Genomic DNA, 19,553 nt, shown 5'->3' with positions numbered 1-19,553 from the left:
CCGACCAGCGTGAAGGTCTGCCCGTTCACCGCCGGACTACTGCTTCACGGAGACGTCGGTGCTGAAGTACTTCTCCGAGATCTTCTTCAGCGTGCCGTCCTTCTGCAGCTCGTCGAGCGCCGTGTTGATGGCGGCGACGAGGTCCGAGTTCTTGCGGGTGGCGACGACCTGCTCGGAGGTCTCACCCGTCTGCGCGGCGATCTTGATCGAGGTGTCGCCCGTGGACTTCTGGTACTCGAGGACGGCCAGGTTGTCGTTGACCGTCGCGTCGACCCGCTTCTGCTTCACGAGGGTGACGGCCTGGGTGAAGCCCTCGACGCCCTCGACCTTGGCTCCGGCGTCCTTGGCGACCTGCGCCCAGTTGGAGGTGAGGCTCTGCGCGGTGGTCTTGCCCTTGAGGTCGGCCAGCCCGGTGATCGAGGAGTCGTCGGCGCGGGTCGCGATGACGCCCTCGGAGACGGTGTAGGTGGAGCTGAGCCCGTACAGGCCCTCGCGCTCGCTGTTGCGGGTCACCTGGTTGGCGATGACGTCGAAGCGCTTCGAGGTGAGCCCGGCGAAGATGGCGTCCCACGGCGTCTCGACGAACTCGGCCTTCACGCCGAGCTTGGCTGCGACCGCCTTGGCGACCTCGACGTCGTAGCCGGTGAGCTGGTTGTTCGTCGGGTCGTGGTAGCTGAACGGCGAGTACGTGCCCTCCGTGCCGATCTTCAGGACACCGGCGTCCTTGACGCGGGCGAGGTCGGTCTCGGGACTGGCGGAGCCGCCGCAGCCGGCGAGCGCGGTGGTGGCGGCCAGCAGGAGGGCGAGCAGTGACAAGCGGGTGCGCATGGGAACGTTCCTTGGGACGGGCGACGCGTCGCGTCGGCAGATGACAATGCGTCCGACTATAACGTCACCTTTGGCAATGGATAACACCGAGGTATGCCGGGTGGTCCGCCCCGCGGCCCGCCCCGTCCGCGAGCTACCGCGCGGTGAGCGTGACCCGGCCGGACTCGACGGAGAAGCGCACGTCGGCGAGGGTGTCCACCACGGCGTCGGCGAGCAGGTCGGCGGCGACGGTCGTCGTCGTGACGGCCAGCGTCGAGCATCCTGCCGCGCGAGCCGCCTCGAGCCCGCCCGGGGCGTCCTCGACCACGAGGCAGTCGGTCGGGTCGACCCCCAGCCGGGCGGCGGCGAGCAGGAACGGGTCAGGGTGCGGCTTGCCCTGCGCCACGTCGCTCGCGGTGACGACCACCCGCGGCGCGGGCAGTGCGGTGGCGACGAGGCGCGCGTCCGCGAGGGGTCGGGTGCAGGACGTGGCGATGGCGCACCGGTCCACGTCGCCGGTGAGGACGGCGAGCGCGTCGAGCGTGCCGGGCAGGATGGTGATGCCCTCGGTGTCGGCGACCTCGATCGCCTCGATCCGCTCGAAGGCGGAGTCCACGCGGTCCGGAGGCAGCAGCGCCGAGATGACCCCACGCGCGGGGACCCCGTGGAAGCCCGCCAGGTCGTGGGGGTCGACGCCTTCCTCCTGCGCCCACCGCAGCCACGACCGGATCACCACGGGGATCGAGTCGATCAGCGTGCCGTCCATGTCGAACAGGACCGCAGCGAAGGTGCGGCCTTCCAGCGTCCCCAGGCGTCGCGGCATACCCGCCAGCCTAGGAGGCGCCGACGGCCGCCGGTTACGGTGGACCGGTGAGCACGCCCCCGGAGAGCCCACGTCGCTGGAGGCGTGTGTCCGCGTGGCTGCTCCGGTTCGGCGCGCTCGTGCTGCTCTTCGTCGCCTGCAACAGCGGCGGCGTGGCCGCGACGACGCTCTTCCCCAGCCCCGCTGACACCCTCAACTACGGCGCGGACCTGCGGCTCTCCCTCAACCCCGGCGACATCTCCAAGATCCAGAGCCCCACGATCTTCGGCGACATCAGGCTCGACTTCGGTGGGCCCGTCCCGGCTCCGGGAGTGGTGGCCCAGGTCCACGTCAAGGAGCGCATCACCGACCTGCTCGCCCGCCCGAACATCTCGGTGCAGTCCCTCCAGCCCGGCCCGCTCGAACTCGAACGCGCGGCGCGCGGCGGCGTGATCGCCCTCGCCTGGCGGTTCGCGGCGGGCGCCCTGGTCGTCGCCCTCCTCTGCCTCGGTGGGTATGCCGCGTGGCGGCGCCGACGCCCCGACCTGCGGTGGACCGCTGCGGTCGCCTCCGTGTGGGTCGCCTCGTGCGTGGCCACGTTCGGCGTGATCGGGCTGTCCTACCAGCCGGAGCGGCTGGACAGCTTCACCACCACCGGCATCCTCGGCACGGTGCAGCGCAACGCCGACCTGCTGGAGGGGGTCGAGACCCGCGCCGAGCAGGTGACGCCCTACCTCAAGAACCTCCTGGCCCTCTCCGCGGCGCTCCAGGACAAGTACGCGCCCCAGGCCCTCGACCAACCGGTCGCCGCGCGGATCCTCCTCGTCTCGGACATCCACGGGGCCAACCAGTACGCCCTGATGAAGACGATCGTCCAGCAGGAGCGGATCGACGCGGTCATCGACTCGGGCGACCTGGTCAACTTCGGCAGCGCGACCGAGGCCGACGCCGCCGGCCTCTTCCAGGGCATCTCCTCGCTCGGCGTCCCCTACCTCTTCGTCAAGGGCAACCACGACGGACGATCCGACGTCGACCACGAGCTGCTCGACCGGCTCGCGGCGGTGCGCAACGTCGTGCTGCTCGAGCCGGACGACGAGACCTATGTGGTCGAGAGCATCCACGGCCTGCGCATCGCCGGTTTCAACGACCCCCGGTGGTTCGGTGACGACAACACGAACAACGCCGCCAAGCAGAAGCCGGCGGCGGCCCGCTACAACACGGCGATGACCGACGAACCGGTGCCTGACATCGTCGTCTCCCACGAGCCGGCCGCGGCCGAGGACGTGAAGCGCGCGGGGATCCGCGTGAACGGGCACCTGCACGCCAGCCAGCTCCAGGGGTCCCGGATCGGCGTGGGCACCTTCACCGGCGGCGGCCCGTTCAGCCACTTCATCGCGGGCGACGGGACCGGTTCGGCGAATGGCGGTGCCAGCGGCGACGTCGGCGAGCTCACCGGCCAACCGTCGGCCTTCGACATCGCGACCTTCGGGACCGACTGCAGGCTCGCGTCGCTGACCCGCTACCAGTTCCGCAACGTCATCGAAGGGCGTCCGGCCTATGACGACGTGACCCTGATCAACGGGTCGCGGATCGAGGACGCCGCACCCGCCGCGGCGGCGCCCGCAAGTGAGGCCGGCGCGACCGGAGCGGCGGCCGCGCCCCGCACCTGCAGCGCGGACCTGGAGCAGAGCCGGGAACGCGTGACCGTCGCCCCCCGTTGAACCACGGCCACCCGCACCGTGACCGGAGGAACCGTGACCCCTACGCCGACCGACACCCACCGCCCGACGGACACCTCCCGAGCGACCGACAGGGAGATCGACAGGGAGATCGACAGGGAGATCGACCCGACGAGCCGAGACCAGGCTGCGACCGAGTTCGACCGACAGGTCCGCGCCTACGTCGACGCCGGATACCCGGCCCTCGCGGGACTCAGCGAACAGGCCTTCGTCGACCGGCTGGAACCGTTGCGGGACAAGGCTTTCCGGGCCGAGCCCACCGCTGCTGAACGCATCCCGTTCGCAGTCGTCGTGACGTCCCGCCTCGTCACCCCTGACCGGGCCCTCCCGACGGTGCACTGGAAGGCCACGACCGGCTGGACCGAGTACACCGCGGACGACCTTGCCGGCTACCGCCCGATCGAGGGTGTGGACGTCCCCGACCACGCGGCATACCTCGTCACGGACGTCGACACCGGGAAGGCGACCCTCGACGTGCGGGCCAAGGACGCCGTGCCACTCATCGCGGCCGAGGGCCGCTCACCGCTCACCGTCGACGAGGGCGTCAGCCTGCTGGCGCTGTGGCCCGGGATCCTCAAGGAGCGCAACGCCTTCTTCCTGCCTGGCGCGCGTGATGCGAGCAAGCGGGTCGCCGCGCTCTGGGTGAGCAAGGGGCACCCGCGGCTGGGCTGGTGCTGGGAGGGCAACCCCCACACCTGGCTCGGTTCGGCGTCCTGCGGCGCCCCGCGTCGCCTGACCGGCGGCGCAGTCGGCCCTCAGCCGACCGGGTCGGCGACCACGGCCGTCCACAGGTATGCCGCGGCGTCGGCCTCGGCGCGGCAGGTGAGCCGCGCCGGGGGCTGGGTGCTGCGGCGCACCGTCACGACGGACCGCGCAGGCACCGCGCCGCGACCCAGGACCTCGACGCGCCAGAGCTCGCCGTCGGCGACCACGTCGCCGGGGGTCACGTCGCCGACACCGGCCGGGCCGTGCGCCCGCAGCACCGCCGCGAGGGCGGCCTGTACCGGCGGCCGGTGGGCCGAGAACCCGCGCAGGTGGTCGAGGTCCACCGATCCCGAGAGGTGTGACTGCACGACATCCATCGCGGTCGCCGCGTCGAGGCCGCCGTAGACGGTGCCGTCGGGGACGACGAGCAGGTTCGCGGCGAACCGGTCACCGCCGATGTGCGTGCACTCCCAGGTCTGCTGCGGCCAGCGGACCGCGAGGGCCTGGGCGACAGGGCGACCCCTGACGGCGCAGCAGACGTCGTGGCGGCCGTGCGTGCAGACCAGGAACAGCGGGTCGGGCGGACGTCCCGCGACGGAGTCGGCCGGCCCGTGGAGCAGGGCCGCCCCGGCGGCGACCAGGTCGTCGGAGTGTCGCCAGGTGCCCCACTGCTGTCGACCGTCGAGGTCGAGCACGGTCCAGCGACGCTGCTCCGGTGGTCCCGCCACCGCGGCCCGGCCCGGGCGGCGGACCAGCACGACGCGGCCGCCGACGGCCAGTGCCGTCCGGTGCAGCTGTTCCGCGACGGCGTCGTCTATGCCGGGGCTGTCGAGGGCGGCCGGCGCCCACCCACCGGGGTGCTCGATCAGCAGCCATCGCCTGGCGGGGGCGGCGGTGCCCAGCATCGGGTCGCCCCGACGCCGCGCGGACGTCGAGCACTGGGGCGTGGTCATGCAGGGACGACGACGCCGGCGCGGAGCAGCGCGCGGGTGAGCTCGAGGCCGAGCTCGGCCGCGGAGGCCGAGCCCGTGTCGAGCAGCTGCTCGACCGAGGCGAGGTCGGGGCGCTCGACCGTCTGCGACCCGACCCGGCTGCGCAGGACGGTGCGACCACCGGCGGCCGGGACGAGGGTCGCCGCGACGTGGGCCCGCAGGGCCACCCGCGTCTGTGGGGTGAGCGCGTTCGCGGCGTCGGCCTGCGCCAGCGGTGCGAGCGGGGCCGGCCGCTGGGCTGCTCGCGCGGCACCGGCCAACCCGGTCGCGAGGTCGTTGGCGTCGACCTCCGCCAAGGCCTCGAGGAGGGCCGCCCGCACCACCTCCACGTCGTCACTCGCCGGGCCGTCGCCGACCAGGTCGGTCCCGATGGCAAGGGCTTCGCGCAGCTGGGCGGAACGGCTCGCCCGCGACACGGCGGCGCGCACCAGCTCGTCGGCGACGTGCCGGCGGGTCCACGCGTGGACCCCGATGGTGAGGTGGATGCTCGTGCCGCCCAACGCGGTCGCCGAGTGCAGGTAGCCGCGCGGCAGGTAGAGGCAGTCGCCGGGCGCGAAGGTCTCCTCCATCAACGGAGCCCCGAGGGCGGCCTCCTCGACCGCGGCCCGGTGGCCGGTCCACGGCTCGTCGCGGAGCGGCAGGTCGTGCACCGGCGGGCGGATCCGCCAGCGCTTCTCCCCCGCGATCTGGAGGACGAAGACGTCGTGCACGTCGTAGTGGTCACTGAAGCCGGTGTTGTCCGGTGGTGTCACGTATGCGTTCACCTGCACCGGGTGCCCGAGCTCGGCGGCCAGGGCCTGGGAGAAGTCGACGACCGGTCGCCAGGTGCGGTGCAGACCCTGGAGCACCAGCGTCGCGCCGTCGGAGAAGTGCTGCAGGACGGCGTCGTCGCTGGCCTGGTCGGCGATGGCTGCGCCGATCCCACCGCCCCGGGTGAAGCTGCGGTCCTCGAGGGTCGCGCCCTCCTTGGCCATCCGCAGGAAGGGAGTCCGCAGGCCGCGCGCCGAGACCAGCTCGTCGACGGCGTCGGCGGAGAACAGGTCGTCAAACGACCGGGGCAGGTCCGCGGCCCTGCTGAGCAGGGGTGCGCGCGACCAGTGGCGCTCGGCGAACTCGGCCGGCGGGACGGCCAGCAGGCGCGACAGCACCGGGTGCCGACCACTCGTGGCGGGCACCCGGTGCGATGACGTCGTGGTCACCGGCTCACCGGACGTCGGTCGTGGCTCTCAGGAGTCAGCGCCACCGTCGGCACCGCCGTCGTGGCCACCGGGGTTCGCGCCACCGTCGGCCGGGCCCTCACCGGCGCCACCGTCAGCACCGCCGTCGGCGCCACCATCGGCACCGCCGTCGTGGCCTCCGGGGTCCGCCCCACCGTCGGCCGGGCCCTCACCCGCGCCACCGTCAGCGCCGCCATCGGCACCGCCGTCGGCACCGCCATCGGCGCCACCGTCATCTGCGCTGCCCGGCATGCCCGCCGCACCACCGTCGGACGGTCCGATACCACCCTCGTCGTCGCTTGCTTCGTTCAGCGGGGTCTCGGTCATGACTGGTTCTCCCTGTCGTCGAGCGACGCCGTGTCACGCCGCTCCTCCCTTCCTATGCCACCCAGCCCCGAGCCGCCACTCAGAACCCGACGTTTGCGCAGGTCAACGGCCCGCACACGGGGCTGCGGGAGGACGAACCCACCTCGCGGCATACCCCAGCGCGGCCCGGGACCGGCGGCTCTGATCGTCCCCACCCGAGGTATGGACTTGGCAAGGGTTCAGGCGCAGGACGCCACGCCCGATTTCCCAGCCCTACTGTGCCACCACCGATCCACTGGACTGCAGGGAGAAATCAATGGCGATGACCCGCACGTTCGGCGCGCTCGTGGCACTCGGCGCCACGACCGCCCTCACTGTGTCAGCAGCACCTGCCCAGGCCGCGAACTCGTATGTGGCCCTAGGCGACTCGTACTCCTCGGGCACGGGCACCCGGACCTACATCAACGACGGCACCACGTGCCAGCGCTCGGTGTACGCGTACCCCTCGCTCATCTCGGCGAGCAAGGGACTGACCCTCAACTTCCGCGCCTGCTCCGGCGCCAGGGTCGCCGACGTGACCAACACCCAGCTGAGTGCGCTCACGACCGCGACGACACAGGTGTCGATCTCGGTGGGGGGCAACGATGCTGGCTTCGCCGACGTCCTCACCGAGTGCGCGCAGCCCGGCTGGATGAGCGACTGCAACGGTGCGATCGACGGGGCACAGAACCTCATCAACACCAGCATCCCGTCGCGGCTGTCCACGCTCTACGCCTCGATCAAGGCGAAGGCACCCAACGCCAAGGTCGTCGTCGTGGGCTACCCGCGCATCTTCCAGGGTGAGGACTGCAACGCCTTCACCTGGTTCTCGCCGGCTGAGGAGACCCGGCTCAACCAGACCGCCGACCTGCTCAACAGCAAGACCTCCGCCCAGGCGGCGGCGAAGGGCTTCACCTTCGTCAACCCGACCAGCCGGTTCATCGGGCATGCCGTCTGCGACGACGTCGAGTGGCTCAACGGCCTGTCCAACCCGGTCGGCGAGAGCTACCACCCCAACGTCGCCGGGCACCGCGACGGCTATGCCCCGCTGGTCAGCACCCCACTCACGGGCAGTGCGCTCAAGGTCAGCAGCGCGACGCTGCGCCAGGCCGCGCTGTCGGCCGACCGTCTCGCGACCCAGCAGCGGCGCTATGCCGCCGCCGACGCGTCGATCCGTCCCGAGCAGTTCCGGGCGCCCGACCTGAGCACGGCCGAGGCCAAGGCGGCCGCCCAGCGCGCCGGGGTCGACCTCCGCTCGAGGACGAGCATCGATGCTGCCGACCGGGCGTGGTCCCAGCGCCAGGCCGCGGAGCCCGCCACCCGCTGATCCCCCCTTTATCGGGTTTAGGGACAAGGTTGACCTTCACTCGAGAAACGTTCTCGGGTGAAGGTCAACCTTCCTGCTAGACCCGATAAAGCTGTGACACGACGACAGGAGGGGTATGCCGGGTGGTGACCACCCGGCATACCCCTCCGTCGTGAGGTCGGGACCGCTCAGGCGCGACCGTGGGCGGCGCGGCTGCGACGGCTCAGGGAGTCGACGATGACGGCGAGCAGCAGGACGCCACCGGTGATCATGTAGCGCTCGGGCGAACCGAGGTTGACCAGGCTCAGGCCGTTGGAGATCGACTGGATGACCAGGATGCCGAGCAGGGCGGAGTAGGCCGACCCGCGACCGCCGAAGAGCGAGGTGCCGCCGATGACGGCTGCCGCGATGGCGTTGAGGTTCACGTCGCCACCACCACTGCTCTGGTTGGCCGCGGCGAGGCGACCCGCGGCCAGGAGGCCACCGAGGGCGGCGAGCGTCGAGCAGAAGACGAAGACCGTGACGTAGATCCGCTTGACGTTGATACCCGCCCGCCGGGCAGCCTCGACGTTGCCGCCGATGGCCAGCACCGAGCGACCCCACGACGTGCGCCGGATGACGAAGTCGAAGATGACGACCAGGGCCAGGAACAGCACGAACATGTAGGAGACACCGCGGTCGCGGTTGAGGACGTAGACCGGGATCCCCAGCAGCACCAGGAGCGCGACGGATCGTACGGCCACAGTCACGACCGGCGTCGTGGAGAGTCCCGCAGTGGCCCGCCGCTGGTTGGAGCGCAGGCGCAGGGCCGCATAGATCACGACTGCGGCGACGACGATGCCGTAGGCGGTCGCGTCGGGGAGGAACTTCAGCGCCGAGAACTGCACGATCGCGGAGTCGAACGGGATGTTGATCGACCCCTCCTTGCCGAGCACCTTGAGCTGCAGGCCGAGGAAGCCGAGGAGCCCGGCCAGCGTGATGACGAAGCTGGGCACGCCGAACCGCGTGTAGAGCACGCCGTAGACCGCGCCGATGGCGGCTCCCGCGAGTAGGGCCGCGATGATCGCGAGGGGCAGCGCCCAGCCGTGGCCGACGAAGCCGACGGCCAGGATCGCCGCGGACAGACCGCTGATCGAGCCGACCGACAGGTCGATCTCGCCGAGCAGGAGCACCAGGACGATGCCGAGCGCGATGATGCCCGTCGGGACGCTCTGCTGGGTGAGGTTGACGAGGTTGCGGCTGGACAGGAACGCGTCGTTGCGCAGCGCGAAGACGCCCCAGATGACGACCAGGCCGACGACGACCGGCAGCGAGCCGAGGTCACCGCTGCGCAGTCGCGACAGGAACGCGCGCAGGAAGCCACCGACGCCCTGCGAGGCGATCAGGCGCTCGTCCTGGAGGTCGGCGGGCAGGGCAGCCGTGGCGTCCGCGGCCTGGGCCTCCGGGGTGGGCGTGGGGGTGCTCATGACTGCTCCTCCGAGGTGGCTGCGGTGTCGGGACCGGCATCGGCGCCGGTGGGCTCGGGGGTCACCGCGCGGCGGGCGGCCCGCTGCGAGACGGCGTTCGTCGTCGCACCGGTGATCGCGGCGATGATCTCCTGGCTCGTCGTCTGGGCGACGTTGAACGTGCCGTTGTTGCGCCCGAGGCGCAGGACGCTCACGCGGTCGGCGACCGCCATCACGTCGGACATGTTGTGGCTGATGAGGATGACGCCGAGGCCGTTCTCGCGCAGGCGCTCGACGAGGTTGAGCACCTCGGCGGTCTGGGCGACACCGAGGGCGGCCGTGGGCTCGTCGAGCATGACGACCTTGGGGGCCCCGAGCAGCGACCGGGCGATGGCCACCGTCTGGCGCTGGCCACCGGAGACGCTGGCCACCGGGATCCGCACCGACGGGATCTTGGCGCTGAGCTGGCGCAGCAGCCGCCAGGACTCCTGCTCCATCGTCACCTCGTCGAGGGCGCGGCCGCGGTAGAGCTCGCGGCCGAGGAACAGGTTGGCGACCACGTCGAGGTTGTCGCACAGGGCGAGGTCCTGGAAGACCGTCGCGATGCCGAGGTGCTGCGCCTCGGCCGGGCTGGCGACGCTGGCGGGCTTGCCGTCGAAGGTCATCTGCCCGTCGTCGGGGGTGTAGACGCCGGCGATGGTCTTGACGAGCGTCGACTTGCCCGCGCCGTTGTCACCCACCAGGGCCACGACCTCGCCCGAGTGGACGTCGAACTCGATGTCCTTGAGTGCCTGCACCGCACCGAAGCGCTTGGAGATGCCGGTCAGGGCCAGGACGGCTGTCGTCGGCGGCGAGAGGGTCGCTGTCATGTCAGTCCTTCGGTGGTTCGGTGGGTCCCGGTGCGGTGGCGCACCTGCCGGGGATGACTCCGAGGAGTGCCTCCGCTCAGCAGTGTGCCGCGTGCGTCAGCGGGTGGGAACAGCGCCGAGGCGCCGCTCCCACCCGCTGGGGTGACGTCAGCTGATGCCGGCCTTGGTGCAGACGGCGGCAAAGGCTCCGGTGCAGATGTCTGCGACCTTGTAGACGTTGTCCTTGATGATCGTGTCCTTGACCTTGTCCTTGGTGACCGCGATCGGGTCGAGGATGGTCGAGGGCACGCCGTCGGTGTCACCCGTCGAGGCGGGCTTCTGCTTGTTCGCCAGCGCGATGGCGGCCTTGGCAGCAGCCTCGGCCTCCGGCGGGACCGGCTTGTAGATGGTCATGGCCTGGTCGCCCGCGAGGATCCGCTGGATCGCGGCGAGCTCGGAGTCCTGACCGGTGACGGGCGGGAGCGGGTTGACGCCGCCGGCCTTGAGCGCTGCGATCGCGCCACCACCGGTGCCGTCGTTCGCGGCGTAGACGCCCACGAGGGTGCCCTTGACGGCCGAGATCTGGCCCTCCATCCAGGCCTGCGCCTTGTCGGGGCTCCAGTCCGGGGTGTCGTACTCGGCGGCGACCTTGAAGCCGCTGCTGTCGAGGACGCTGTGCGCGCCCTTCTTGAAGCTGGCGGCGTTCGGGTCGGTCGGCGAGCCGTTGATCATGACGATGTCGCCCGAGGTCTTGCCACCGGCCTTGATCGTGTCGACCAGCGTCTGGGCCTGGATCTTGCCGACCGTCTCGTTGTCGAAGGAGACGTAGTAGTCGGCGCCGGCGATGAACCGGTCGTAGGCGACGACGGGGACGCCCTGGCCCTTGGCGCTGGCGACGACCGCGGCGGCAGCCTTGCCGTCGACCGGGTCGAGGACGAGCACGTTGGCGCCCTGCGTCAGCGCGGCCTCGGCCTGCTGCTGCTGCTTGGCGGGGTCCTGGTCGGCGTTGCTGTAGATGATCGTGCAGTCTGCGCAGCCGGCCTTGACGGCGGCCTCGAAGAGCGGGCGGTCGAAGGTCTCGTAGCGAGTGGTCTTCGACTCGGGAAGCAGGAGGGCGATCTTCTTGGCGCCGCCACCGGACGACGACGAGCCGCTGCTGCCGGAGCCGGAGTCACCGCTGTCGCCGCACGCAGCGAGCGACGCGAGGCCGAGGCCAGCCACGAGAGCGGCCCCGGCGAGACGAATGGAACGGGTGGGCATAGCTGAACTCCCTTGGTCAGGCGCCGACAACCACGATGGTGCGGGCGTGTCCTGAGTTAATCGCTCCCCACCCTTGACGTCAAGAGTTGAATTCAAGAAATGGACGCTGCAGTGGCCAGCACCGCTTCGTTCGCCGGCAGCAGAGCCGCCGCGCACACCAGCGCCCCCACGACGTCGGCGTCGGCGTCGAGCTCACCCTCACGCACCACGACCGAGGCTGCGGCGCTCGGGATCGCGCACCGCTCGAGCGAGGCACGCATCGGGCTGATGATGATCGAGCCCACCTTGGACAGCTGGCCGCCCAGGACGATGACCTCCGGGTTGAGCAGGTTGACCAGGCCGGCGACCGCGACGCCGAGGTGTCGCCCGGCGTCCTCGAGAACCCGACGGCAGCCGGGGTCACCGTCGAGGGCGCGGGTGATGACGTCGCGCAGGCTCAGCGGGCCGTGCGAGGAGGCCAGGGCGTCGAGCAGCCCGCGGGCCCCAATGTAGGTCTCGAGGCAGCCGCGGTTGCCGCAGCGGCACACCGGGCCGTTCTCGTCGATGGTCAGGTGGCCGATCTCGCCAGCCGTGCCGGCGGCTCCCCGGAACACGTCACCGTCGAGGATCAGGCCGGCACCGACGCCGTAGGACAGCTTGATGTAGACCGCGTGCTGCACTCCTTGCAGCACACCGCATCTCAGCTCGCCGAGGGCCGCCAGGTTGGACGTGTTGTCCACCGCCACGGGTGCCTGGATTCGCCCCTCCATCTCCTTCGCCACGGCCACGCCGCGCCACCCGGGCAGGATGCTCTCGCTGCCCACCTGGCCCGACACGGCGTCGACGGGAGCGGGGATGCCCACGCCGACCGCACGCACGTCGGCCATCGTCTTGCCGACCTTCTCCACGAGATCCAGGAGCAGCCGTGAGGCGCGGTCCATGCCCTCGTCAGCGGCGTGGTCGGCGGGCAGGGGCATGCGCTGCCGGCCGATGATGTCGCGAGGGCCGGTGCCGATCGCGACCCGCACGTCGCGGTCACCGAAGGCGATCCCTGCGATCAGGGTGCTGCCGGTCGCCAGCGAGACCAGGACGGCGCGCCGGCCGTTCCGGATGCTCGGCTCGAGCTCGACCGACCCCGAGCTGTCGAGCTCCTTGACCATGTTGGAGACGGTCGCGGGGCTCAGCCCGGTGAACCCGGCGATCTCCACCTGCGTCATCGCGCCCTGGTCGCGCAGGGCCTCCAGGACACGCAGACGGTTGGCTTCACGCAGGGACGCCTGCGAGCCCGGAGCCGCCTGGGATGGATTCACGGCCTAAACATAAAGGCTGAGCCGGTCAAACGGTAGAGATGACCGACAGGCCGTGTCCGAAGGCGAACAGCGGGTCGTCGTACCCGGGGACGTCCTCACCGTGGCGACGCACCTGCTCCATCGAGCGCGGCAGGTCGAACGGCAGCCGGCCCTCCGGAGGGATCACTCCGGTGAGCGCGTCCACGAGGGCCTCGTCGTTGGTGCCGTAGCTGCCGACCAAGGCGCTGGCCAGCGGCAGCAGCGGGGTGACGACCGCCGGACGGTCGAGGACGACGTCGATCACGAGGGGGCAGTGGGCGGCGATCCGCCCGAGCCGGGCGACCAGACCTGGCGGGAAGTCGAGCGAGCCCTGGTGGAACCACGACTCGAGGAAGAGGTCGGAGCGGGGCTCGAAGGGCGCGGGCAGCCGCACCAGCGCCACCTCGGCGTCCTCGGGCCGGTCGACCGCGACCCCGAGCGCCGCGACGGCCTCGGGGGACACGTTCTCCGCGTAGACGCGCAGGCCCTTGGTCAGGGGGAGCACCGGCAGACCCTCGCGCTCGCCGTTGGCGAGCACGGTCACGGACCTGGCCTGTGCGGCATACCCGGTGGCGCGGAAGTCCTTGCGCCCCAACGTCTCTGCGGCCACGTCCTCGTCGACGAACGGGTCGTCGAACAGACCGAGACGGAACTTGACGGTGAGCAGCCGACGGGCCGACTCGTCGATGCGCGCCTCGGTGACGCGTCCCTGCGCGACGAGGTCGAGCAGCAGCTCGACGCACTCCTCGCCCCCGAACTGGTCGGCGCCGGCCTCGAGGATGAGCTCCATCCGCGCCGCGGGGTCGAGGTGCTCGACCCCCCACGCCCTGGCGGGGAGCACCTGGTCGCCAACGTGGTTGTCGTTGACCAGCTCCCAGTCGGTCACCACGACCCCGTCGTAACCGAGGGTGCCGCGCAGCAGGCCCGTGACGACCTGCTTGTTGTAGCCGAAGCCGACTTCCTCGATCTGCTCGCCGTCGATCTCCAGGGCGATCGGCATGCCGTAGTAGGGCATCATCGCCGCGGTTCCAGCAGCGATGATCGGGGGGAACGGCTTGAGGTGGTCGGCGAACCGGCCGCCGGGGTAGACCTGCTCGCGGCCGTAGGGGAAGTGCGCGTCCTCGCCGTCCTTCTGCGGCCCGCCACCGGGGAAGTGCTTGCTGGTGCAGGCGACGCTGCCCGGCCCGAGCGACTCCTGCTGGAAGCCCTGCAGGTAGGCCACCGCGAGCTCGCTGACGAGGTCGGGGTCCTGGCCGAAGGTGCCCGACTGCCGAGCCCACCGCGGCTCGGTCGCGAGGTCGAGGGTGGGGTGCAGGGCGGCCCGGATGCCCACCGCGCAGTACTCCTGGCGGGCGATGTCACCGAACTCCCGCACCAGCTCAGGGTCGCGCAGGGCGGCGAGGCCGAGGGGTTCGGGCCACTGGGAGAACGACTTCGCGGCGAACGACGTGCCGGCGTTCTCGATGAAGGCGTGCCTCGGGTCGGTGGAGACCGTGACCGGTATGCCGTGCGGCGACTGCTCGGCGATCGCCTGGAGGGCGTTGTGCCAGCGCGCGGCCAGGCGCGCGTCGTCGAGGGCGTGCACGTTGAAGTGGGTGAGGTGCTTGCGCAGCACCACGTCGGAGGTCGCCGACTTGCTGATGGCGCCCGGACCCTCCAGGACCGTGCCGTCGGCACCGGCCTCGATGACGGTCTGGAACATCAGCCCGACTTTCTCCTCGAGGGAGAGCCGGGGCAGCAGGTCCTCGACCCGCTCCTCGACCGTCAGGCGCGGGTCCTCGAACGGATCCATGCGGTCGTTGCCGTTGAGGTCGCGGTACTCGACCCCGTCGGGGCTGGTCTTCCTGACCGGGTGCATGGCGTCCTCTCAGTGGGCTGGCCGTGGGCGACCGGGCGTTCGGTCGGCCACCTCCGGCACCGCGCGCCCCTGGCCATCAGGGGCTTGCCCGGGGCGCGCGGTGGGTCCGGGGTCAGGCGATTCCGGCTCCGAACTCTTCCACACCGATGACCGGGCGCAGCGCCCGCTCCACGTCGGCGGTGCTGAACGCACGACGAATCACGTTGTCCGCCATGACGTTTCCGATGGCGCCCATGATCATGGCCTGGTCGAGGGACAGGTAACGCCTGGCGATCTTGCCCGACTTGACGGCGACGGCGTCGAAGAAGCCACCCGTGCCGTAGGCCTTGAGCTCGTCCTGGATCTTCGCGAGGTTCGTGAAGGCCTGGTCGGGCTCGTGCATCATCGCCAGGAACGCCGCGTGCGGCGTGACGACACCGTCGCGGTAGGCCGGGTTCGGGTTGGTGCCCGCGCGGCAGTCGCCGAAGCCGCCGTCGTAGTTGGTCCCGGCGAAGGAAGGGTCGTTGGGGTCGATGTCCGAGAGGTAGCCGGTCGGGTTCAGGCCGAGCTGGTCGACCCCGAACTCGCGGTAGCCACCGTTCGGGTTGCTCGACGGCGAGAAGCCCCAGTAGCCGTAGCCGGCCTCGATCAGGCCGTGCTCACGCTGCGAGCGCACGTGCAGCGTGTGGTTGAGCCCCCACGACCGCGGCGCCCAGCTGGACTCCGGGACGAAGACGTCGGGCATGAGCTCCTCGAACATGCTGCCACCCCAGCCGGGGACGACGTGCATGCCGCGGTAGGTGTACGCGCCCTCGTAGACGTCGACGCCGAAGTAGGTGCGGTTCTCCCCGACCGGCTGCATCTCCGGCCACGACCAGTCGCAGGTCGCAGGGAAGGTGCGCCACATGGCGAAGTAGTGCTCCTTCGGTACCTGGCCGGTCAGGATGCCGAGATAGCTCGTGATGCGGGTCTCGGACACGGTGGTGTCGTAGTGGTGGTTGGTGAGCCAGACGTCGGGGCCGACGCCGATGTGGTTGCCGTAGAAGCCATCCGTGCGACCGGGGGGCTGCACGACGAAGAAGCCACCGTGCATCAGGCCCGGCTTCCGGGAGGCGTTCGGGTCGTAGAAGCTGTCCCAGCGCATCCGGCTGAACAACCGCTTGGCCAGCGGCGCGGCGCCCTTGTCGGAGGTCATCACGACCCTGAGTGCCGCCCCGAGCCAGCCGTTGTCGACACTGGAGAGGAAGGGGTCGACCCGGTTGCCGTCGGTCGGCCAGGTGGTCAGCTTCTCGCCCGTGGCCTCGTCGTACCAGTTGTAGTACATGCCGCTCGGCTCGTGGTGCTCCATGCCCAGCAAGGTGTTCAACGTCTGGATGAGGCGCTTGGTGCACTCTGCCTTCGAGATGATGCCGAGCTCGCGGGCCACCACCGCCGACCAGAGGTAGCCGCCGATGTTGGTGGGCGAGGTGTAGCCGGACCGGTCGCCGGGGGCCAGCGACTCCGTGATGTTGTCGGCGGGCAGGCCGGTCTTCGGGTGGGTCATGGCCACCAGGCTGCGCCAGGTGTCCGTGGCCCAGCCGTGCACGCGGGTGGACTGGGCAGCCGCCGAGGTGGTCGACGCGAGGTATGCCGGTGCGGCAGGTGCCGCAGGAGCGGCGAAGGTCCCTGCCGACGCGCGACCGGCGGTCAGGCCGGTCGCGGCCACCGCCGTTGCCCCGACGAGGAGCTGTCGGCGCGTGGCGGAGGGGAGGATGAGCTGGGAGGTGGCCATGGGTGAGGCTCCAATCAGGTTGTTTCCCTTGCTGGTACCAAGGGCACGGGCTGCCTGCTGCGGGCGGGAACGCCCAAGGGGCTACTTGATCCCGGTCGTGGCAATTCCTTCGATCACGCGACGCTGGAAGACCAGGAAGATCGCCAGCACCGGGACGACGACGACGGTGGCTCCGGCGAGGAGCAGGCCGTACTGCGTCGAGTTCTGGCCGGTGGAGTAGAGCGCGAGCGCCACCGGAAGCGTGTAGGTCTTCTCCTGCTGGGCGACGACCAGCGGCCACAGGAAGTTGTTCCAGCTGCCGAGGAAGGTCAGGATGCCGAGCGTCGCCAGCGCCGGTCCGGCCAGCGGCAGGAAGATCTGCCGGAAGATCCGCAGCTCCCCGGCGCCGTCCACCCGGCCTGCGTCCAGCAGGTCGCGGGGCAGACCGAGGAAGAACTGCCGCATCAGGAAGACACCGAACGGCGCCGCCAGGAACGGCAGGATCAGTCCGGGCAGGGTGTCGATGAGGCCGATGTTGGCCACGAGGACGAACAGCGGCACGAAGGTCACCACCCCCGGGATCATCAGGGTGCCCATCACGACGACGAACAGGATCTTCTTGCCCTTGAAGTCGAGCATCGCCAGGGCGTAGCCGAGCATCGAGCAGAAGAGCAGGTTGCCGGCCGTGACGCAGACGGCCACGACGGTCGAGTTGAAGAAGTACTGCTTGAAGTTCAGCCGCGAGAACAGCTGGGTGTAGTTGTCGAGGGTGACCGTCTCCGGCCACCAGGTCGGCGGGCTCTGGAGGAGCTCACCCTGGGTCTTGAAGCTGCCCAGGATCATCCACACGAAGGGTGCGATGACGACCACGAGGAGCACGGTGAGCACTCCGTAGAGCAGCACGCGGCCGCGAACGTTCATTCCAGTCATGACGACCTCCTCACGTGTTGTCACGCAGCAGGCGGAACTGGATGGCAGCCACGATCGCGATGACGACGAAGATGATGTAGCTCATCGAGGCCGCATAGCCGTAGTTGCCGAAGCCGAACTGCTTGTAGGTGTACATGGACATCGAGATGGTGCTGTTGAGCGGGCCACCGTTGGTCATCACGAACGGCTCCTCGAAGAACTGGAGGTAGCCGATCGAGGTGGTGACCGAGACGAACAGCAGCGTCGGGCGCAGCATCGGCAGGGTGATGTGCCGGAACCGCTGCCACGCAGTCGCACCGTCGATCGAGGCTGCCTCGTGGAGCACCCACGGCACACCCTGCAGACCGGCCAGGAAGATGATCATCGCGGTGCCGAAGTTGCGCCACGCTGCCATCAGGATCAGGCCGGGCATCGACCAGTTCGGGTCGCCGAGCCAGTTCGGCCCCGGGATCCCGACCCAGCCGAGCACCGTGTTGATGAGGCCGAACTCCTCCTGGAGGAGGAACCGCCACACCACGGCCACCGCGACGATCGAGGTGATGACCGGCAGGTAGAAGCCGAGGCGGTACGCCGAGCGGAACTTGGTGATCCCGCGGTCGAGCGCGACCGCCGCGGCCAGGGCGATACCCAGGGTCAGGGGCATCCCGATGACGACGAAGTATGCGGTGTTGAGCGCCGACTTGCGAAAGACCGGGTCGGAGAAAGCCTTCGTGAAGTTGTCGAAGCCCACGACGTTGACCGCGAACGGGCTGCGCAGGTCACGTGACTTGGTGTCGGTGAGGCTCATGAAGAGCGACTGGACCACCGGCCACGCGGTGAAGACGAGGAACAGCAGGCAGAACGGCAGCGCCAGGATCCAGGCGGCCGGCGCTTGGCGCAGTGCCTTCCTCGCGGCACCACCCCCGCGGGGGGACGGGCGGGTCTCGCCCGTCTCCCCGCGAGGGGTCACCTCGGTGGTGGTGGCCATGATTACTGGCCGGTTCCGATCGAGTCAGCCTGCTGCTGCACGGTCTTCAGGGCCGCAGCGGGGTCGGCGCCCTTCTTGGTGACCTTCTCCATCTCGGTGTCGAAGCTCGCGACGACCTGCTCCCACGTGGGGAAGCTCGGCGGGGCCTGGGCGGTCTCGAGCTGCTTGCCGAAGGTGGCCAGCTTCTTGTCAGCGGTCAGCGCCGGGTCCTGCCACGCGGACTTCACCGCGGGGAGGTCGGTGGACATCTGGTACCACTTGACCTGGGTCTTCGGGTCGCTCAGCCACTGGATGAACTTCCAGGCGGTGTCGCGCTGCTTCGACTTCTTGAACACCACGAGGTCGGATCCACCCACGAACGACGACGACTTGGTCTTCGCCGGGATGGGCATGACGTCGTACTGGTCCTTCTTCACACCGACCTTCTCGACCGCGGACATCATCCACGGGCCCGAGACGAACATCGGCACGCGACCGCTCTTGAAGTCGGGCTCGGTGGTCGGCGTCGCCGGCGCAGCCTTGTCGGAGATCCCGTCGGTGAAGTAGCTCTGGTAGTACTTCACGGCCTCGAGCACCTGCGGGCTGTCGAAGTTGTAGGCCTTGCCGCCGTCCTTGGTGAGGTCGGCGTCGTTCGACCAGCCGAACGGCATGATCGACTGCCACGAGCCGACACCGCCGGCCTGGAAGCCCATGCCGTACTTGGCGCCCGCCTTGGTCTGCATGGCCTTGGCCATCGACTTCAGGCCGTCCCAGTCGGTCGGCGGCGTGGCGAAGCCGGCCTTCTTGGCGAGGTCGGTGCGGTAGTAGACCAGACGGGTCTCGACGTACCACGGCACACCGAACGAGGTGCCGTTGACCTCGGTGGTCTTCTGGGCGCCCTCGAAGAAGACGGACTTGTCGATCGCCGGCGGCGTCGGGTCGAGCGCGTCGTTGCCGGCGAACTCACCCATCCAGGTGGTGCCCACCATCGCGGCGTCCGGCGTGGTGCCGGCCGTGATCGCGGTGGTGAACTTCTGGTATGCCGCGTCCCACGGGATCGCGGTGACGTTCACCTTGGCGCCGGGGTTGGCTGCCTCGAACTCCTTGGCGAGCTTCGGGAGGTTCTCTCCCTCGGCTCCCATGGCCCACACCGTGATGGTGCCGGTGGCCTTGCCTGCGCTGACGTCCTTGCCTGTCTCGGTGGCCGTCGAGCCGGCGTCACCACGGCCACAGGCCGTCAGGGTGAGCGCTGCGGCGGCGATCGTCGCAACCGCTATGGCGGGAGTGCGTCTCATCGGGTTTCTCTCTTTCCTCGGG

At 70.2% G+C, this 19,553-nt stretch carries 16 protein-coding genes and 1 pseudogene; 3 read left to right on the top strand and 14 right to left on the bottom strand.

Annotated elements, in window-relative coordinates:
* Window positions 1–36: 36 nt before the first annotated feature.
* Both ACXJKD_RS12540 and ACXJKD_RS12535 read right to left on the bottom strand, forming a co-directional pair.
* On the bottom strand, window positions 37–828 hold the full coding sequence (locus tag ACXJKD_RS12540; protein WP_457254929.1) for an amino acid ABC transporter substrate-binding protein: 792 nt from the start codon (window positions 826–828) through the stop codon (window positions 37–39).
* Window positions 829–961: 133 nt separating this feature from the next.
* Window positions 962–1,630: an HAD-IA family hydrolase gene (locus tag ACXJKD_RS12535; protein WP_457254928.1), complete on the bottom strand. Its 669-nt coding sequence runs from the start codon at window positions 1,628–1,630 to the stop codon at window positions 962–964.
* Between the two features lie 47 nt (window positions 1,631–1,677).
* Here ACXJKD_RS12535 and ACXJKD_RS12530 point away from each other — a divergent pair, with 47 nt between their 5' ends.
* The gene (locus ACXJKD_RS12530; protein WP_457254927.1) at window positions 1,678–3,330 is read left to right on the top strand and encodes a metallophosphoesterase family protein; all 1,653 of its coding nucleotides are present in this window, start codon (window positions 1,678–1,680) and stop codon (window positions 3,328–3,330) included.
* Window positions 3,331–3,348: 18 nt separating this feature from the next.
* A pseudogene (locus tag ACXJKD_RS12525) lies at window positions 3,349–4,011 on the top strand (DUF5701 family protein); the annotation flags it as partial.
* Window positions 4,012–4,103: 92 nt separating this feature from the next.
* Here the strand turns inward: ACXJKD_RS12525 and ACXJKD_RS12520 are convergent.
* The 3 genes from ACXJKD_RS12520 to ACXJKD_RS12510 are packed head-to-tail and all read right to left on the bottom strand — an operon-like array spanning window position 4,104 to window position 6,589.
* Window positions 4,104–5,006, bottom strand: a complete 903-nt coding sequence (locus ACXJKD_RS12520; RefSeq protein WP_457254926.1) for a sucrase ferredoxin — start codon at window positions 5,004–5,006, stop codon at window positions 4,104–4,106.
* Complete coding sequence (locus ACXJKD_RS12515) at window positions 5,003–6,244, bottom strand: cupin domain-containing protein (protein ID WP_457254925.1); 1,242 nt, start codon at window positions 6,242–6,244, stop codon at window positions 5,003–5,005. Before ACXJKD_RS12515 ends, ACXJKD_RS12520 begins: the two co-directional genes overlap by 4 nt.
* 27 nt (window positions 6,245–6,271) lie before the next feature.
* Window positions 6,272–6,589 (bottom strand): hypothetical protein, encoded by a 318-nt coding sequence (locus ACXJKD_RS12510; RefSeq protein WP_457254923.1) that lies wholly within the window; start codon window positions 6,587–6,589, stop codon window positions 6,272–6,274.
* A 301-nt stretch (window positions 6,590–6,890) separates the two neighbouring features.
* On the opposite strand from ACXJKD_RS12510, the gene ACXJKD_RS12505 reads away from it, so the two are divergent.
* Window positions 6,891–7,934: an SGNH/GDSL hydrolase family protein gene (locus ACXJKD_RS12505; protein ID WP_457254922.1), complete on the top strand. Its 1,044-nt coding sequence runs from the start codon at window positions 6,891–6,893 to the stop codon at window positions 7,932–7,934.
* A gap of 167 nt (window positions 7,935–8,101) precedes the next feature.
* Here ACXJKD_RS12505 and ACXJKD_RS12500 read toward each other — a convergent pair whose 3' ends face one another.
* The 9 genes from ACXJKD_RS12500 to ACXJKD_RS12460 form a co-directional block, all read right to left on the bottom strand.
* Window positions 8,102–9,379, bottom strand: a complete 1,278-nt coding sequence (locus ACXJKD_RS12500) for a sugar ABC transporter permease (RefSeq protein WP_457254920.1) — start codon at window positions 9,377–9,379, stop codon at window positions 8,102–8,104.
* Window positions 9,376–10,227 (bottom strand): ATP-binding cassette domain-containing protein, encoded by an 852-nt coding sequence (locus ACXJKD_RS12495; protein ID WP_457254919.1) that lies wholly within the window; start codon window positions 10,225–10,227, stop codon window positions 9,376–9,378. Before ACXJKD_RS12495 ends, ACXJKD_RS12500 begins: the two co-directional genes overlap by 4 nt.
* 147 nt (window positions 10,228–10,374) lie before the next feature.
* Window positions 10,375–11,466 carry a substrate-binding domain-containing protein gene (locus tag ACXJKD_RS12490; protein WP_457254918.1) on the bottom strand — a complete coding sequence of 364 codons (1,092 nt, stop codon included), beginning with the start codon at window positions 11,464–11,466 and terminating at the stop codon, window positions 10,375–10,377.
* A 92-nt stretch (window positions 11,467–11,558) separates the two neighbouring features.
* A complete protein-coding gene (locus ACXJKD_RS12485) occupies window positions 11,559–12,755 on the bottom strand; it encodes an ROK family transcriptional regulator (RefSeq protein WP_457254916.1) in 1,197 nt (398 codons plus the stop codon).
* 25 nt (window positions 12,756–12,780) lie between these two features.
* Entirely contained in the window at window positions 12,781–14,631 is a 1,851-nt protein-coding gene (locus tag ACXJKD_RS12480) for a glycoside hydrolase family 3 protein (RefSeq protein WP_457254915.1), read from the bottom strand.
* Between the two features lie 112 nt (window positions 14,632–14,743).
* The gene (locus tag ACXJKD_RS12475; RefSeq protein WP_457254914.1) at window positions 14,744–16,381 is read right to left on the bottom strand and encodes a glucoamylase family protein; all 1,638 of its coding nucleotides are present in this window, start codon (window positions 16,379–16,381) and stop codon (window positions 14,744–14,746) included.
* Window positions 16,382–16,462: 81 nt separating this feature from the next.
* On the bottom strand, window positions 16,463–17,290 hold the full coding sequence (locus tag ACXJKD_RS12470; protein WP_457254913.1) for a carbohydrate ABC transporter permease: 828 nt from the start codon (window positions 17,288–17,290) through the stop codon (window positions 16,463–16,465).
* A gap of 10 nt (window positions 17,291–17,300) precedes the next feature.
* Window positions 17,301–18,257 carry a carbohydrate ABC transporter permease gene (locus ACXJKD_RS12465; protein WP_457254911.1) on the bottom strand — a complete coding sequence of 319 codons (957 nt, stop codon included), beginning with the start codon at window positions 18,255–18,257 and terminating at the stop codon, window positions 17,301–17,303.
* Between the two features lie 2 nt (window positions 18,258–18,259).
* Window positions 18,260–19,531 carry a sugar ABC transporter substrate-binding protein gene (locus tag ACXJKD_RS12460; protein WP_457254910.1) on the bottom strand — a complete coding sequence of 424 codons (1,272 nt, stop codon included), beginning with the start codon at window positions 19,529–19,531 and terminating at the stop codon, window positions 18,260–18,262.
* Window positions 19,532–19,553 lie beyond the last annotated feature (22 nt).

It is taken from the genome of Pedococcus sp. P5_B7, assembly GCF_054049895.1.
The sequence above is the reverse complement of the archived record's forward strand: the minus strand, read 5'-3'. Positions and strand labels throughout refer to the sequence as shown.